This is a genomic window from Kitasatospora sp. NPDC092039 (assembly GCF_044756065.1).
Classification (GTDB): Bacteria; Actinomycetota; Actinomycetes; order Streptomycetales; family Streptomycetaceae; genus Kitasatospora.
In genome coordinates, this window is sequence record NZ_JBIVSD010000023.1 from 1 (window position 1) to 16088 (window position 16088).

Annotated in this window: 7 protein-coding genes and 1 pseudogene; 7 read left to right on the forward strand and 1 reads right to left on the reverse strand. The window is 74.6% G+C overall.

Going from position 1 to position 16088, the window contains the following annotated elements:
* The 3 genes and pseudogenes from ACIQI7_RS33190 to ACIQI7_RS33200 form a co-directional block, all read left to right on the forward strand.
* Positions 1-324: pseudogene (locus ACIQI7_RS33190) on the forward strand (sulfate ABC transporter substrate-binding protein); the annotation flags it as partial.
* Between the two features lie 255 nt (positions 325-579).
* Positions 580-1377, forward strand: coding sequence for an ABC transporter ATP-binding protein (locus ACIQI7_RS33195; protein ID WP_401117304.1), 798 nt, complete (start codon positions 580-582; stop codon positions 1375-1377).
* The gene (locus ACIQI7_RS33200; protein WP_401117306.1) at positions 1364-2335 is read left to right on the forward strand and encodes an ABC transporter permease; all 972 of its coding nucleotides are present in this window, start codon (positions 1364-1366) and stop codon (positions 2333-2335) included. The genes ACIQI7_RS33195 and ACIQI7_RS33200 overlap by 14 nt, the downstream gene beginning before the upstream one ends.
* Before the next feature lie 156 nt (positions 2336-2491).
* On the opposite strand, the gene ACIQI7_RS33205 is transcribed toward ACIQI7_RS33200, so the two are convergent.
* Positions 2492-3475, reverse strand: a complete 984-nt coding sequence (locus tag ACIQI7_RS33205; protein ID WP_387758646.1) for a LuxR C-terminal-related transcriptional regulator — start codon at positions 3473-3475, stop codon at positions 2492-2494.
* A 338-nt stretch (positions 3476-3813) separates the two neighbouring features.
* Here ACIQI7_RS33205 and ACIQI7_RS33210 point away from each other — a divergent pair, with 338 nt between their 5' ends.
* The 4 genes from ACIQI7_RS33210 to ACIQI7_RS33225 all read left to right on the forward strand — a co-directional run bounded on the left by ACIQI7_RS33210 (position 3814) and on the right by ACIQI7_RS33225 (position 16000).
* Positions 3814-5118, forward strand: a complete 1305-nt coding sequence (locus tag ACIQI7_RS33210) for an IS256 family transposase (RefSeq protein WP_401117309.1) — start codon at positions 3814-3816, stop codon at positions 5116-5118.
* 185 nt (positions 5119-5303) lie between these two features.
* On the forward strand, positions 5304-5462 hold the full coding sequence (locus ACIQI7_RS33215; RefSeq protein ID WP_401117311.1) for a hypothetical protein: 159 nt from the start codon (positions 5304-5306) through the stop codon (positions 5460-5462).
* A gap of 69 nt (positions 5463-5531) precedes the next feature.
* Positions 5532-5744: an MbtH family protein gene (locus ACIQI7_RS33220; protein ID WP_387758642.1), complete on the forward strand. Its 213-nt coding sequence runs from the start codon at positions 5532-5534 to the stop codon at positions 5742-5744.
* Positions 5745-6244: 500 nt separating this feature from the next.
* Positions 6245-16000 (forward strand): amino acid adenylation domain-containing protein, encoded by a 9756-nt coding sequence (locus ACIQI7_RS33225; RefSeq protein ID WP_401117314.1) that lies wholly within the window; start codon positions 6245-6247, stop codon positions 15998-16000.
* Positions 16001-16088 lie beyond the last annotated feature (88 nt).

Here is a 16088-nt window from a genome sequence, read left to right on the forward strand (position 1 = left end):
GAGGCCGTGCTGCGCGGCTCGGTGAAGACCAACGCCTTCATCAAGGCCGACTCCGAGAAGGCCAAGGCCGACGCCAACGAGGCGATCAAGAAGGAAGCCGGCAACTCGCTGGAGCCCGCGATCCTCGACCCGGCCTGGGCCGACATCGACTTCCTGGACGACCCGCTGGCGAACACCCTGCAGGCCGAGGCCGACCACGCCGTCACCGCCGGGCTCCTCAAGAAGCCCGACCTCAACGGCATCTACGACCTCACCCTGCTGAACAAGGTCCTCGCCGCCCAGGGCCAGGCCGCCGTCACGGACGCCGGGCTCGACACCAAGTAGCACCGGCAACACCGGCAATCGGCCCCAAGTGCCACCGAGGGCACGGAGGTTCCACCACGGACTCCGCGGTCCGGCCCCGCCCCGCCCGGACGATCCCGGTCGATGCCCACCGGAACGGGCGGGCCCGGACCACGGCCCCGCAGACATCGACAGACCACTCACGCAGGAGGTGCCCGCAGTGAGCGAGCGCAGCGAGCGGACCATGAAGAGGCGCGCGTGGGCGATCGCCCCTGCCGAGCGAAGCGAGGAACGCGCATGAGTCCGGCCCTGACCACCGCACCGGACGCCACGGCGGCCCGCACCAACGGATCCGCCGTCCGGATCTCGCACGTGCACAAGTCCTTCGGCCGCCCCGGAGCCCAGACCCACGTCCTGGACGACATCACCCTCGACGTCGCCCCCGGCGAGTTCGTCACCCTGCTCGGCGCCTCGGGCTGCGGCAAGTCCACCCTGCTCAACCTGGTCGCCGGCCTCGACCGGCCCACCGCCGGCGACATCGAGGTGACCGGCGGCCGCCCCGCCCTGATGTTCCAGGAACACGCCCTCTTCCCCTGGCTGACCGCAGGGAAGAACATCGAACTCGCCCTCAAACTCGCCGGCCTGCCCCGCGCCGAGCGCCGCCCCGAGGCCGAGCGCCTCCTCGAACTCGTCCGGCTGAACGGCGCGTACGGCAAGCGGGTGCACGAGCTGTCCGGCGGCATGCGCCAGCGCGTCGCTATGGCCCGGGCACTCGCCCAGGGCAGCGAGGTCCTCCTGATGGACGAACCGTTCGCCGCCCTCGACGCCATCACCCGCGACGTCCTCCACGACGAGATCACCCGGATCTGGGCCGAACGCCGGCTGTCCGTCCTGTTCGTCACCCACAACGTGCGCGAGGCCGTCCGGCTCGCCCAACGCGTCGTCCTGCTCTCCTCCCGCCCCGGCCGCGTCGCCCGCGAATGGCGCATAGACCTGCCCCAGCCGCGCCGCATCGAATCCTCCGGCGTCGCCGACCTGTCCATCGAGATCACCGAAGAACTGCGTGGGGAGATCCGTCGCCATGGCCAGCACTGACACCACCCCCGTCCTCGTCCGGACGGATCCGACGGACCCGGCCGGACGAACCGGTCGGCCCGGACGGACCGACGGGGCCGACCGTCCTGAGCGCGCCACCGGCGACACCGCCGGCGTCGGCGCGGGCCTGGACGCCCTGGACGCCGTCACCGCGCAGCGCGGTTCGTTCGGTGAGGCCCTGCGGACCAAGGCGCTGCCGCCGCTGATCGGCGTGCTCGTGGTGCTCGCGCTGTGGCAGGGGGCGTACAGCCTGGAGTTCACGTCCTCCTACAAGCTGCCCAGCCCGGCGGATGTCTGGCGCTCCGCGCAGGACCTCTGGTACCAGGGCACCCTGCTCTCCATCATCTGGACCAGCGTCTGGCGCGGCCTGTCCGGCTTCCTCCTCGCCGTCGTCATCGGCACCCCGATCGGCCTCGTCGTCGCCCGCATCAAGCCCGTGCGCACCGCGATAGGCCCCGTCCTGCAGGGCCTGCAGTCACTGCCCTCGGTGGCCTGGGTGCCCGCCGCCGTCATCTGGCTCGGCATCAACGACTCGATGATGTACGCCGTCATCCTCCTCGGCGCCGTCCCCTCCATCGCCAACGGCCTGGTGGCCGGCATCGACCAGGTGCCGCCGCTGTTCCTGCGCGCCGGACGCACCATCGGCGCCACCGGCCTCACCGGCGCCCGCCACGTCCTCATCCCCGCCGCCCTGCCCGGCTACCTCGCCGGCCTCAAGCAGGGCTGGGCGTTCTCCTGGCGCTCCCTGATGGCCGCCGAACTCGTCGCCTCCTCCCCCGACCTCGGCCGGGGCCTGGGCCGGTTCCTGGAGGACCAGCGCGAGTTCTCCGACATGTCCGGCGTCCTGCTCGGCATCATCCTCATCCTCTTCGTCGGCATCGCCATCGAACTCCTCGTCTTCACTCCCGTCGAGCGCCGGGTGCTGCGCAACCGCGGCCTGCTGGCCACCACCAAGTGAGGCACCGCCGATGACGTTCCCCCGGCCGGCGGTCCTTCCGGCCGGCTGACCAGGGCTCTCCTCCGCACCACATCGAGCGGGCCCGGCGGTGGTTCCGCCGGGCCCGCTCCGTCGTGCCGTCGGCCCCCGGGGCTCCCCGGTCCGCGGCGTCGGCCCTCAGAGCTCGTCGAGGGGTTCGTCGAGGACGCCCTGGCGGGCGATGATGTAGCCGAGGTGGCCGCGGCTACGGCTGCCGAGGAGTTCGCTGGCCTTCTGGATGTGGCTGGAGACGGTGCGGGTGCTCATCCCGAGGCGGGAGGCGATGGCCTCGTCGGTGTAGCCGTTGACCATCAGCCGCAGCACGTTCTGGCGGGTGCGGGCGGTCAGCAGCCGGGGCCGGTGGTGGCCCTGCTGGTAGGTGACCGGCTCGGCGCGGTCCCACATCAGCTCGAAGATCTTGAGCAGGTACTCGACCAGCGGCGGGAGCTGGATGAGGATCGCTGCGGCCTCCCGGTCGGCGCCGGCCGGGATGAAGGCGGTGGAGCGGTCGCAGATGATCACCCGGTCGAAGACCTCGTGCAGGGTGCGCACCTGGGCGCCCTTGGCGGTGACCTGCTCGATGTACGCCAGCGTCGGGCCGTGCGAGCGCACGGTGTGCTGGTAGAGGGTGCGCTGGCGGACGCCGCGGTCGGCCAGGGCGAGGTCGCGCGGGAGCGCGTCGGCCAGTCGCTCGGGGGCGCGGCCGCCGCCGGGCTGGGCGGTGAGCAGCTCCTCGGTGCAGCCGGCGACGGCCTTCTCCAGCGCGGGGTTGATCTCCTCGCCGGCCAGCAGCCGGATCGGCAACTGTGCCCGGCGCATGACGTCCCGGTAGGCGTGCTCGGCGGCGGTGAAGGAGGTGTGCAGTTCGGCGAGCCGCTCCTGCTGGGCCAGGACGGCGAGTTCGATCGGTCGCGTTAAACCGGTGGCGGCGATGTCGGGCGGGACGGGGGCCAGCCGTTCGCCCGAGCCGGGCAGCGGACGCAGCAGACCCATCGCGAGCAGGCATTCGGGCGCCTCACCGGTCGCCTCCCCCTCCGCCAGCGCGATGCGGTAGAACTCGATGCCCCGGTCGCAGAGCTGGGGGGTTCCCGTTTCCGCGCAGTTGTCCTGGGTTGGGCACATCTGGGCATCCTTCCGGCTTCGGCATTGCGATTTCACGAATGCCCGTACCGGCTACCGCCAGGCATCCGAACCGGCAAGATGGAATCGACTGCCGTTCGGAGGCCGCCCCCCGGGCTCCGACAGCCGTGAGTGTACGCCCAATGGGCGCGGAAATCATCGGCTGACGGTAGTCGGGCGTGCACGCAAGTGGGGGAGCCGACGGTGACGGTCGCGGACGCGGCCTCACCCGGCGGCGGTGACCGGGGGATTGCCGGCGCATCGCACCTGGTGTCCCGCCCGGGGCGCCGGGAGCGGGTGACCGGTGCATGGAACGGCCTACAGACGGAAGGCACCCCCAGTTGCGAGCTGACTCCGACCCGGCGGCACTGCCCGCCGCCCTCGCCGGTCTGGTGGACCAGCGCCTGGTACGACAGTTGGCGGAGGCCGCCGCCGCACAGGTCGGCTCCGGCGCGGTCCGGCTGCTGGGCGACGGCGGGATCCTCCAGGCCTTCGCCAAGCAGCTGATCGAGGGTGCCCTGGAGCTCGAACTCCAGGAGCACCTGCGCGGCTCCGGCTCCGGTACGGGTTCCGGTACCGGCACCAATGGCCGCAACGGCGCCCGGGCCAGACGGCTGCTCACCGAGATCGGTCCGGTCGAGGTGCGGGTGCCCCGGGACCGCGACGGCAGCTTCACCCCCAAGTCCGTGCTGCCCCGGGCCCGTCGGCTGCCCGGGCTCGACCGGCTGGTGATCTCGCTGACCGCGCGCGGCCTCAGCTCGGGCGAGCTGGTGGCGCACCTGGCCGAGGTGTACGGCGTGGAGCTCAGCCGGGAGACCGTCTCGGCCATCACCGACCAGGTGCTCGACGAGCTGGCCGAGCGGCGCGGGCGGCGGCTCGACCCGGTCTACCCGGTGGTCTTCGTCGACTCGGTGCGCAGCGGCCGCTCGGGCGGGCCGCTGGTGCACCTGGCGCTCGGGATCTCGGTCGAGGGCCGGCGCGAGGTGCTGGGCCTGTGGCCGGCCGCGGACGGGGAGGAGTGGCCGCAGGTGCTGGCCGGGCTCGCCGAGCGCGGGGTGCGGGAGGTCTGGGTGCTGGTGGGCGGCACCGGCGCGGTGCTGGCCGAGGCGGCGGCCGAGCAGTGGCCGCGCACGGTGGTGCACGGTTCGGTGGCCCATCTGCTGCACGCGGCGCTGCGGCACGCGCCCGGCGAGGACTGGGGCGCGCTGGCGCGGGCGCTGCGGGAGACCTGTACGGCGCCGACCGAGGCCGCCGCGCTGGAGCGGCTCGGCCAGGCCGAGCGGGAGTGGGGGCCGAGCCACCGCGAGGTGTTCCGGGTGTGGCGGGCGGCCTGGCCGCTGCTGGCGCCCGGCTTCCGCTTCGGCCCGGAGGCGCGGCGGCTGTTGACGGGCGGGGGCGCGCTGGAGCGGTTGCACGCCCGGCTGCGCCGGATCGAGCAGGCCGCGGGCCGGGTGCAGGACGAGCGGGCCGCGCTCAAACGCGCCTACCTGGCGACGCTCGCCCTGGAGTCGCCGTCCGGGACGGGCCGGCCGTGGGTCGAGGACTGGCCCGCGGTCCGGGAGGAACTGCGCCGGGGTTCGCTGCGGCGGGCCGGAGTGCCCGCCCCCGCGCTCCGATGTCCCCGCTATCAGAGTTCCCACCACTGATCTGACAGAGCCAGGTGCGATTTGGATCATGTCTGTCTGCTTTTGACACGATCTGCCCGGGCTTCCGGTTCCCGCATTGCGTGTTCACGATCACAGTCAGAGCTTCCAAGCACGTTTGAGCCTTCGGCAGGATGCGTTTCAGAGCGAAGAGGGCAGACCGCCCTCCTCAGGAAGAGGAATTCGCGATGCCAAGCCTTGCCGTACGCGTCCACAAGATGCTCGGGATACTCGCTGTTCTGCTGGCCGCCGTGGTGGGCCTCCAACTCCACGCCGGGCAGTCCCTGTCCACGGTCTCCGTCACCACCCACCACGGTCCCAGCGAAGACTCCGGCTGGGGTGCGTGAGCCGCGGCTCCGTCCGACCAGCCCGCTCCTCCCCTTCTCGCAACGCTCCGATCCAGAGAGGAACCGACGATGGCTAACCCGTTCGAGGACGCCGAGGCCAGCTACCTCGTCCTGGTGAACGACGAGGGCCAGCACTCGCTGTGGCCGGCCTTCAGCCCGGTGCCCGCAGGCTGGCAGCAGGTGTTCGGCGCCGCCGGACGGCAGGACTGCCTGGACTACGTCGAGCAGAACTGGCAGGACCTGCGCCCGAAGAGCCTGATCGCCCACCTGTCCGAGCACTGACCCCGGTCACCGCGCACCGACCGACGGACCGCTGAACTCCACGCGGTCCCCGTACGGGCTCCACGCCGAGCGGCCGCTCACCCGGCCTCCCCGCCTCGGCACCCGGGCCCGGCCCGCCGCTCCCCCGGCGCAGCACCACACCGGAGCCGCCGCCCAACCGGCCGCTCCCCCGGTCGTCGGCCCACCGATCCGCCGGAACCCGCCGACACCGCGTCACCACACCCCCGCGACACCCCGCCGCCGCGCGGCCGCACCGTCCCGCCGTCGGCACGTTCCCGTGTCCGACGTCTACGCGCGTGCACCAAACGGCACCGGCGCGTACCCACGCTCCGCACCGCCGCACCGCACCGGTGCGCCGCGCGGCCGTCACACGAAGCACACCGCAGCACCGCACAACGACCGCAACATCGCTCCGCCGACCGTCGGGCCGACCGCCCCGGGGTCACCCAGCTCGCCGCTCCCGTCACCGCGGGGGCCAGCCGCACGAGGGAGAGAGTCACATGTCCGGGGTCCAGCAGACGCACAGATCCGAGCAGCGGCCGGAAGCGGCCGAGGTGCTGTGCCGACTGTTCGCGGAGGTGCTCGGCCGGGAGTCGGTCGACCCCGCGGCGGGCTTCTTCGACCTGGGCGGCGACCAGCCCGCCGCCGAGCGGCTGCTGGCCCGGGTGCACGCCGAGTTCGGCGTCCGCCTGGCGCCGGCCGTCCTGTCGGACGCCCCCACCCCCGCCGCGCTGGCCACCCGGCTGGCCGGCGCCGACACCCGTCCCACCCTCACCGAGCTGGTCGACGCCCAGGTCGCCCGCACCCCGGACGCCCCCGCGCTGTACGCCGAGGGAACCACCCTCACGTACGCCGAACTCGACGCCCGCGCCAACCGGCTGGCCCGGGTGCTGGCCGCCCGCGGCCTGGGCACCGAGGACGTCGTCGCGCTGGCCCTGCCGAAGTCCCCCGAGGCGATCGCCGCGATCCTCGCCGTCGCCAAGACCGGCGCCGCCTGGCTGCCCGCCGACCCGGCCTACCCGGCCGAGCGGCTGCGCCACATGCTGACCGACTCCCGTGCCGCCCTGGTGCTCACCACCGCCGCGGCCGCCGGGCAGCTGCCCGCCACCGGCGCGCCCCGGCTGCTGATCGACTCCGCCGAGCACCTGGCGGACCTCGCCGCCCGGGACGCCGCGCCCTTCACCGCCGCCGAGCGGATCCGGCCGGTCAGCGCGCTGAACACCGCGTACGTCATCTACACCTCCGGCTCCACCGGCGTGCCCAAGGGCGTGGCCGTCACCCACACCGGGCTGCCCAGCATGGTCGGCACCCAGGTCGCCGCCACCGGGGTCGGCCCCGGCAGCCGGGTGCTCCAGGCCTCCTCGCTCAGCTTCGACGTCTCCGTCTCCGACCTGTCGGTGTCGCTCACCACCGGCGCCGCCCTGGTGCTGCCGAGCGACCAGAGCCAGCTGGTCGGCGAGTCGCTGGCCGCCCTGATCGACCGGTTCGGCGTCACCCACGCCGACGTCGCCACCGCGATGATCTCCACCCTGCCCGACCTGCCGATGCCCTCGCTGCGCACCCTGATCGGCGGCGGCGAGGCGGTCTCCCGCGAGCTGGCCGCCCGCTGCGGCCGCGGCCGGCTGATGCTCAACAGCTACGGGCCCACCGAGGCCACCGTCATCGTCAGCATGAGCGAGCCGCTCACCGGCGAGGAGCTGCCCCCGATCGGCCGGCCCTGCCAGGACGTGCGCATCCACGTGCTGGACGAGCTGCTGCGCCCGGTCGAGCCGGGCACCGTGGGCGAGCTGTACCTCGCCGGCCCGCACCTGGCCCGCGGCTACCTGAACCGCCCAGGCCTGACCGCCGAGCGCTTCGTGGCCGACCCGTACGGCGGGCCCGGCGAGCGGATGTACCGCACCGGTGACCTCGGCAGCTACCGCCCGGACGGCCAGCTGGACTTCCTCGGCCGGGCCGACGACCAGGTGAAGATCCGCGGCTTCCGGGTGGAGCTCGGCGAGATCGAGCAGACCCTCTCCGCCCACCCCGAGGTGCGCCAGGCCGTCGTCCTGGTCCGCGAGGACCGCCCCGGCGAGCGCCGGCTGGTCGGCTACACCGTCGGCGCCGCCGACCCGGCCGAGCTGCGGGCGTACTGCGCCGAGCGGCTGCCCGACCACATGGTGCCCACCGTCGTGGTGCTCGACCGGCTGCCGCTCACCCCCAACGGCAAGGTGGACAAGCGCGCCCTGCCCGCGCCGGTGTTCGGCGCCGGCGAGGAGGACGGCCGGGCCCCCGCCGGGGAGCTGGAGCACACCCTCGTCCGGCTGTTCGGCGAGGTCCTGGGCCTGCCCCGGGTCGGCGTCACGGACTCCTTCTTCGAGCTGGGCGGCGACTCCATCGTGGCCATCCAGCTGGTCTCCCGGGCCCGGCACGCGGGCCTCCAGCTCACCCCGCGCGAGGTGTTCCTCGCCCCGACCGTCGAGGCGCTGGCGCAGATCGCCCGTCCGCTGGAGGGGCCGGTCGTCGTCGAGCCCGCCGGGGCCGGCCTCGGCGAGGTACCGCCGACGCCGATCGTGCACTGGCTGGCGGCGCAGCACGGCGCGGTCGAGAGCTTCTACCAGTCCACCCTGCTCACCCTGCCCGCCGGCACCACGCAGGAGCACCTGACCACCGCCGTCCAGGCGCTGCTCGACCACCACGACCTGTTCCGCGCCCGCACCTCCCCGCTCGCCGAGCGCCCGTGGACGCTGCACGTGCCCGAGCCCGGCACCGTCCCCGCCGACGGCGTGCTGCGCCCGGTCGAGGGCCCGGCCACCGCGGAGGCGCTGCGCGCCGAGACCGCCGCCGCCCGCGGGCGGCTGTCCCCCGAGGACGGCCGGATGGTCCAGGCCGTGCGCTTCGACGCCGGCCCGGAGCAGCCCTCGCAGCTGCTGCTGGTGATCCACCACCTGGTGGTGGACGGCGTCACCTGGCGCATCGTCGAGGAGGACCTGCTCGGCGCGCTCGCCGCGCTCCGCGAGGACCGCGCCGTCGAGCTCGCGCCGGTGCCCACCTCCTTCCGCCGCTGGGCGCAGCGGCTCACCGCCGAGGCGCAGACCGACCGCCGGGCCGCCGAACTGCCGTTCTGGCAGGCCGCGTTGGACACCCCGGACCCGCTGCTCGGCGACCGTCCGCTGGACCCGGCGCAGGACACCTACGCCACCGAGGGCCTGCTGCGGCTGGTGCTGCCCGCCGAGACCACCCAGGCGCTGCTCACCAAGGTCACCACCGCCTACCACGCCCAGGTCAACGACGTGCTGCTGACCGGTCTCGCGCTGGCCCTCGGCCACTGGCGCGGCCGGGACACCACCGGGCCGGACGGCGCCGTGCTGGTCACCGTGGAGGGCCACGGCCGCGAGGAGATCGTCGACGACGTCGACCTGCACCGCACCGCCGGCTGGTTCACCTCCGTCTACCCCGTCCGGCTCGCCCCCGGGGAGCTGGACTGGTCCGAGGTCACCGCGGCCGGCCCCGAGCTCGGCCGGGCCCTCGGCCGGGTGAAGGAGCAGCTGCGCGCCGTCCCGGACAACGGCATCGGCTTCGGCCTGCTGCGCCACCTCAACCCGGCCACCGCCGCCGTCCTCGAAACCTGCGCCGACCCGCAGATCGAGTTCAACTACCTGGGCCGCTTCGCGCCCGAGGGCGTCACCGCCGAGGACGTGCTGGCCGGCACCGAGGCGATGAGCGAGGGCGCCGCGACCGGCCTCGCGCTCGGCCGGGTGCTCGGCCTGGACGCCACCACCGTGGACACCCCGCAGGGCCCGCTGCTGGTCGCCCAGTGGTCCTACGCCACCGGACTGCTCTCCGAGGAGCGGGTGCGCGCCTTCGCCGAGGCCTGGTTCGCCGCGCTGGGCGCGCTCGCCGAGCACGCCGAGCGGCCGGACGCCGGCGGGCACACCCCCTCCGACTTCCCGCTGGTCACCGTCACCCAGGACGAGCTGGACGGGCTCGCCGCCCACCACGCCCCCGCCCGCCTGGCGGACGTCTGGCCCACCTCGCCGCTCCAGCAGGGCATGGCCTTCCACTCGGCGTACGACGCCGACGGCGCGGACGTCTACACCTCGGTCGTGACCTTCGATCTCACCGGCCCGGTGGACGCCGAGCGGCTGCGCGCCGCCGCCGAGGCGCTGCTGGTCCGCCAGCCGAACCTCAGGGCCGCGTTCCACCAGCGGCACGACGGCCCGCCCGTGCAGGTCGTCCCGGACGGCGTCGAACTGCCCTTCACCGTCGTCGACCTGAGCGCCCACGCCGACCCGCGGGCCGAGGCCGCCCGGATCGCCGCCGCCGAGTACGGCCGGCGCTTCGACCTCGACCGCCCGCCGCTGCTGCGCTACACCCTGCTCAGGCTCGCCCCCGAGCGCCACCAACTGATCGCCTCCGCGCACCACATCCTGCTGGACGGCTGGTCCACCCCGCTGTTCGCCGAGGAGCTGTGGGGCCTGTACTTCGAGCAGCCGCTGGCCCCGGCGGCCCCGTACCGCGAGTACCTGCGCTGGATCACCCGGCGCGACGGCGCGGCCGCCCGCGCCGCCTGGGCCCAGGCCCTGGCCGGCGCCGACGAGCCCACCCTGCTCGCCCCCGGCCGCTCCGCCGGCGCCCCGCAGCTGCCGCTGCGCCTGCACACCGGGCTCAGCCCGGAGACCACCGAGGCGCTGTCCCGCACCGCCCGCCGCTACGGCGTCACCCTCAACACCCTGGTCCAGGCGGCCTGGGGCGTGCTGCTGGCCCGGCTCACCGGGCGCGAGGACGTGCTGTTCGGCACCACCGTCTCCGGCCGGCCGCACGACCTGCCGGGCGTGGAGCGGATGATGGGCCTGCTCATCAACACCGTCCCGGTGCGGGTGCGCCTGGACCCGGCGGAGAGCTGGGGCCAGCTCCTGCTGCGCCTCCAGCACGAGCAGTCCGCCCTGCTGGACCACCAGCACCTCAGCCTCACCGAGATCCAGCAACTCGCCGGGATGGGCAGCCTGTTCGACACCGTCACGGTGTACGGCAACTACCCGGACCCGTCCGCCCTGGACGACGCCGACCCGAGCGGCGCCACCCGCGTCACCCTGGTCGAGGACGTCGACAGCGCCCACTACCCGCTGGTGCTCGCCCTCACCCCCGGCGACGGCCTCCAGCTGCGCCTGGACCACCAGCCGGACGCCTTCGACTCCGAGGAGGCCCGCGCCTTCCTGGACCGCTTCCTCGCGCTGCTCGACCGGATCGTCGCCGACCCGGCCGAACTCGTCGGCACCGTCGAGGTGTTGACCGAGGCCGAGCGCGCCGAGCTGGTCACCGGGTGGAGCGGCACCAGCACCCCGCTGCCGGAGGGCTCGCTGCCCGAGCTGTTCGAGGCCCGGGTCGCCGCCGCCCCGGACGCGATCGCGCTCACCGCCGACGACGCCGAGCTCACCTACGCCCAGCTCAACGCCCGGGCCAACGGCCTGGCGCGGCGGCTGGTCGAGGCCGGGGTCGTCCGGGAGACCCCGGTCGCCCTGATGATCGACCGCTCGGCCGCCCAGATCGTGGCGATCCTGGCCGTGCTCAAGGCCGGCGGCCTGTACGTGCCGCTGGACGACGCCCAGCCGACGGACCGGCTGCGGACCGTCCTCGCCGACGCCGGCGCCGAGCTGGTGCTGGCCGACGCCGCGCACCGCGACCACCCCGCGCTGGCCGGACTGACGGTGCTCAACCCGCACGCCGAGGAGCACCCGGAGAACCTCGGACTGCCGCAGCGGGCCGACCAGTTGGTGTACGTGATGCACACCTCCGGCTCGACCGGCGTGCCCAAGGGCATCGCCATCACCCACCGCGCCGTGGTGGACCTCGCGCTCGGCGGGCAGTTCACCGGCGGCGGCCACGAGCGGCTCCCGGTGCACGCCCCCTCCGCCTTCGACGCCTCCACCTACGAGATCTGGACCCCGCTGCTCTCCGGCGGCCAGCTGGTGATCGCCCCGGCCGGCCGGCTGGGCATCGCCGAGCTGGCGGCGGTGATCGGCCACGAGCGGACCACCTCGGCCTGGATCAGCGTCGGCCTCTTCAACGTGCTGGCCGCCGAGGCCCCGGAGACCTTCGCCGGGCTGCACGAGGTGTGGACGGGCGGCGACATCGCCTCGCCGGTCGCCATGCGGCGGGTGCTGGACACCTGCCCCGGACTGCGGCTGATCAACGTCTACGGGCCGACCGAGACGACCACCTTCGCCACGCACTTCCCGATGACCTCGGCCGCCGAGGTGCCGAACATCGTCCCGATCGGCCGGCCGCTGCCCAACAACCGGCTGTACGTGCTGGACGCCGGGCTGCGCCCGGTGCCGGTCGGCGTGGCCGGCGAGCTGTACATCGTCGGCTCCGGCCTGGCCCGCGGCTACGTCCGCCGCCCCGGCCTGACCTCCGAGCGCTTCGTCGCCTGCCCGTTCGGCGAGCCCGGCAGCCGGATGTACCGCACCGGCGACGTGGTGCGCTGGACGCCCACGGGCGAACTGGAGTTCGTCGGTCGAGCGGACGACCAGGTGAAGCTGCGCGGCTTCCGGATCGAACTCGGCGAGGTGGAGGCGGCGTTCACCGCCCACCCGGCGGTCGGCCAGGTCTGCGTGGCGGTCCGCCAGGACCAGCCGGGCGACAAGCGCCTGGTCGCGTACGTCACCGGCGAGGTGCGGTCCGAGGAACTGCGCGACTTCGTCACCGAGCGGCTGCCCGGCTACATGCTGCCGGCCGCGATCGTGGTCCTCGACGAGCTGCCGGTGAACCCCAACGGCAAGGTGGACCGCAAGGCCCTGCCCGCGCCCGACTACAACGGCGCCGACGGCGGCCGCGAGCCGCGCAACGCCACCGAGCAGGCCCTGTGCGGGCTGTTCGCCGAGGTGCTGGGGCTCACCCGGATCAGCATCGACGACAACTTCTTCGACCGCGGCGGCCACTCGCTGCTCGCCACCAAGCTGGTCAGCCGCATCCGGGCCGGCCTCGGCGCCGAGCTGCCGATCCGCGCCCTCTTCGACAACCCGACGGTGGCCCTGCTGTCCGCCGCGCTGCCCGACTCCGCGGCGGCCCGTCCGGCCCTGCGGCCGGCCGAGCGGCCGGAGCGCGTGCCGCTCTCCTCGGCCCAGCAACGCCTCTGGTTCATCGAGCAGTTCGAGGGTCCGAGCGCGCTCTACAACACCCCGGTCGCGGTCCGGCTCACCGGCGCCGTCGACGTCCCCGCCCTGGAGGAGGCGGTCCGGGACGTGGTGCGCCGGCACGAGGTGCTGCGCACCGTCTTCCCGACCGTCGACGGCCGCCCGCACCAACTGGTCACCGACGCTGACGAGTTGTCCCTGCGCCAGGTGCGGGTGGCGGACGAGGCGGAGCTGCGGACCGCGCTGGTCACGGCCGGCGAGGAGGTCTTCGACCTCGCCCACGACCTGCCGGTGCGCGCCACCCTGCTGTCGCTGCCGCACGACGAGCACGTCCTGCTGGTGCTGATGCACCACATCGCCAGCGACGGCTGGTCGGTCGCCCCGCTCTTCCGCGACCTCGCCGAGGCCTACCGGGCCCGGACCGCCGGCAGCGCGCCGGACCGCGCGCCGCTGCCGGTGCAGTACGCCGACTACGCCCTCTGGCAGCGCGAACTGCTCGGCACCGAGGAACAGCCCAGCGCCCTGCTGAACGGCCAACTCGCCTACTGGCAGCAGGCCCTGGCCGACGCCCCGGAGGAGCTGGCGCTCCCCTACGACCGTCCGCGCCCGGCCGTGCCGGGGCACCGGGGCGGCCTGGTGGAGGTCGCCGTCGACGCCGAACTGCACAGTGCTCTCGGCGAGTTGGCGGCAGCGCAGAACGCCAGCCTGTTCATGGCGCTGCAGGCCGCGGTCGCCGTCCTCTACACCCGCCTCGGCGCCGGCACCGACCTGCCGCTCGGCACCCCGGTGGCCGGCCGCACCGACGAGGCCCTGGACGACCTGGTCGGCTTCTTCGTCAACACCCTGCTGCTGCGCACCGACACCAGCGGCGACCCGACCTTCCGGGAACTGCTCGACCGGGTCCGCCGCACCGACCTGGACGCCTACGACCACCAGGACATCCCCTTCGAGCGCCTGGTCGAACACCTCAACCCGACCCGCACCCCGGCCCGCCACCCGCTCTTCCAGACCCTGGTGGCCCTGGAGAGCCGGGTCACGGTGCCGGACTCCTTCGGCGGCCTGGGCTGCGCGGAGCACCCCTTCGAGCTGGACGTGGCCAAGTTCGACCTGTCCTTCCGCTTCACCGAGCAGGGCCCGCAGGCGGGTCTGACGGTGGCGGTCGAGTACGCGGCCGACCTCTTCGACCACGCCACCGCGGCCGCCGTCGGCGAGCGGCTGCTGCGGGTGCTGCGCGCCGCCGTCGCCGCCCCGGACGCGCCGATCGGCGGCATCGAGGTCCTCGACCCGGCCGAGCGCGAGCAGCTGCTCACCGGCTGGAACGACACCGCCGCGCCCTTCCCGGACACGACCCTGGCGGAGCTGTTCGAGGCGCGGGCCGCCGCCACCCCCGACGCGCCGGCCGTGGCCGCCGAGGACGGCACCCTCAGCTACGCCGAACTGGAGTCCCGGGCCGAGCACCTGGCGGCCCACCTGGCCGGCGCCGGGGTCGGCGCCGAGACGCCGGTGGTCCTGCTGATGGACCGCTCCGCCGACCTGCTGACGGCGATCCTCGCGGTGGCCAAGGCGGGCGGCACCTACGTCCCGCTGGACGACCGTCACCCGGCCGAGCGGCTGCGCCGGATCACCGCCGAGACGGCCGCCGCGCTCGTCCTGGTCGACCCGGCGCACCGCGACCACCCGCTGGCCGCCGACGCCCCCTGCCCCGTCCTGCCGCTCACCCCGGGCTGGTTCGACGGTCCGCGCGAGCGGCGCGCCCACCGGGCCGCGCCCCACCCGGAGCAGCTCGCGTACGTGATGTTCACCTCCGGCTCCACCGGGGAGCCCAAGGGCATCGCGATCAGCCACCGGGACGTGGTGCAGCTCGCCACCGACCCGTGCTGGCGGCACGACGAGGGCCTGCGGGTGCTGTTCCACGCGCCGCACGCCTTCGACGCCTCGACCTACGAGATCTGGGTGCCGCTGCTCTCCGGCGGCCAGGTGGTCGTCGCACCGCAGGGCGACCTGGACGCGGCCGCCATCCGGCAGCTGGTCCGGGTCCACGCGCTCACCCACGTGCACGTCACCGCCGGCCTGTTCCGGGTCATCGCGGAGGAGGACCCGGGCATCTTCGCCGGTGTGCGCGAGGTGCTGACCGGCGGCGACGTGGTCTCCGCCCCGGCCGTGCGCCGGGTGCTGGAGGCCGTCCCGGGCATCGCGGTGCGGGCGCTCTACGGGCCCACCGAGACCACCCTGTGCGCCACCCAGTACCCGATGCCCGACGCCGCGGCGGTGCCGAGCACGGTGCCGATCGGGCGCCCGCTGGCCAACACCCGGCTGTACGTGCTGGACGCCGGCCTGCAGCCGGTGCCGGCCGGGGTGGCGGGCGAGCTGTACATCGCCGGGGCCGGCCTGGCCCGCGGCTACGTCGGCCGCCCGGCGCTCAGCGCCGAGCGCTTCGTCGCCTGCCCCTTCGACGGGCCGGGCAGCCGGATGTACCGCACCGGCGACCTCGCCCGCTGGACGGCGGACGGCGTGCTGGAGTTCCTCGGCCGGGCCGACGACCAGGTGAAGATCCGCGGCTTCCGGATCGAACTCGGCGAGGTGGAGGCCGCGTTCACCGCCCACGAGGGCGTCGGCCAGGCACTCGCGGTGGTCCGCGAGGACCAGCCGGGCGACAAGCGCCTGGTGGTGTACGCCACCGGCAAGGCCACCGACGGCGAACTGCGCGCCTTCGTCGCGGACCGCCTGGCCGGCTACATGCTCCCGGCCGCCGTGGTCGTCCTGGACAGCCTGCCGGTCACCGCCAACGGCAAGGTCGACCGCAGGGCCCTGCCCGCCCCCGAGTACGCCGGGGCGGCCGAGGGCCGCGCCCCGCGCACCGAGCGCGAGCGGGAGCTGTGCGCCCTGTTCGCCGAGGTGCTGGGCGTGCCGACGGTCAGCATCGACGACCGGTTCTTCGACCTCGGCGGCCACTCGCTGCTCGCCACCCGGCTGGTCAGCCGCATCCGCACCACCCTCGGCGCGGAGCTGCCGATCCGCACCCTGTTCGACGCGCCCACGGTCGCCGCCCTCGCCGCCGTCCTGCCCGGGGGCGAGGAGGCGCCCGCGCCGAAGAAGGCCCGCCCGGCCCTGCGACGGATGCGCCGCCCCGGCCAGGACTGACCGGAGGCGGGACGCGGGCCGCCCACCGGTGGCGGCCCGCGCCCGCCGCACGACCGCCGTGCCGCACCAGACACCACCGCCCCACCAG

Coding starts and splice junctions, on each gene's coding strand:
- ACIQI7_RS33195 (WP_401117304.1), top strand. CDS start 580: ATGAGTCCGGCCCTGACCACCGCACCGGACGCCACGGCGGCCCGCACC.
- ACIQI7_RS33200 (WP_401117306.1), top strand. CDS start 1,364: ATGGCCAGCACTGACACCACCCCCGTCCTCGTCCGGACGGATCCGACG.
- ACIQI7_RS33205 (WP_387758646.1), bottom strand. CDS start 3,475: ATGTGCCCAACCCAGGACAACTGCGCGGAAACGGGAACCCCCCAGCTC.
- ACIQI7_RS33215 (WP_401117311.1), top strand. CDS start 5,304: ATGCCAAGCCTTGCCGTACGCGTCCACAAGATGCTCGGGATACTCGCT.
- ACIQI7_RS33220 (WP_387758642.1), top strand. CDS start 5,532: ATGGCTAACCCGTTCGAGGACGCCGAGGCCAGCTACCTCGTCCTGGTG.
- ACIQI7_RS33225 (WP_401117314.1), top strand. CDS start 6,245: ATGTCCGGGGTCCAGCAGACGCACAGATCCGAGCAGCGGCCGGAAGCG.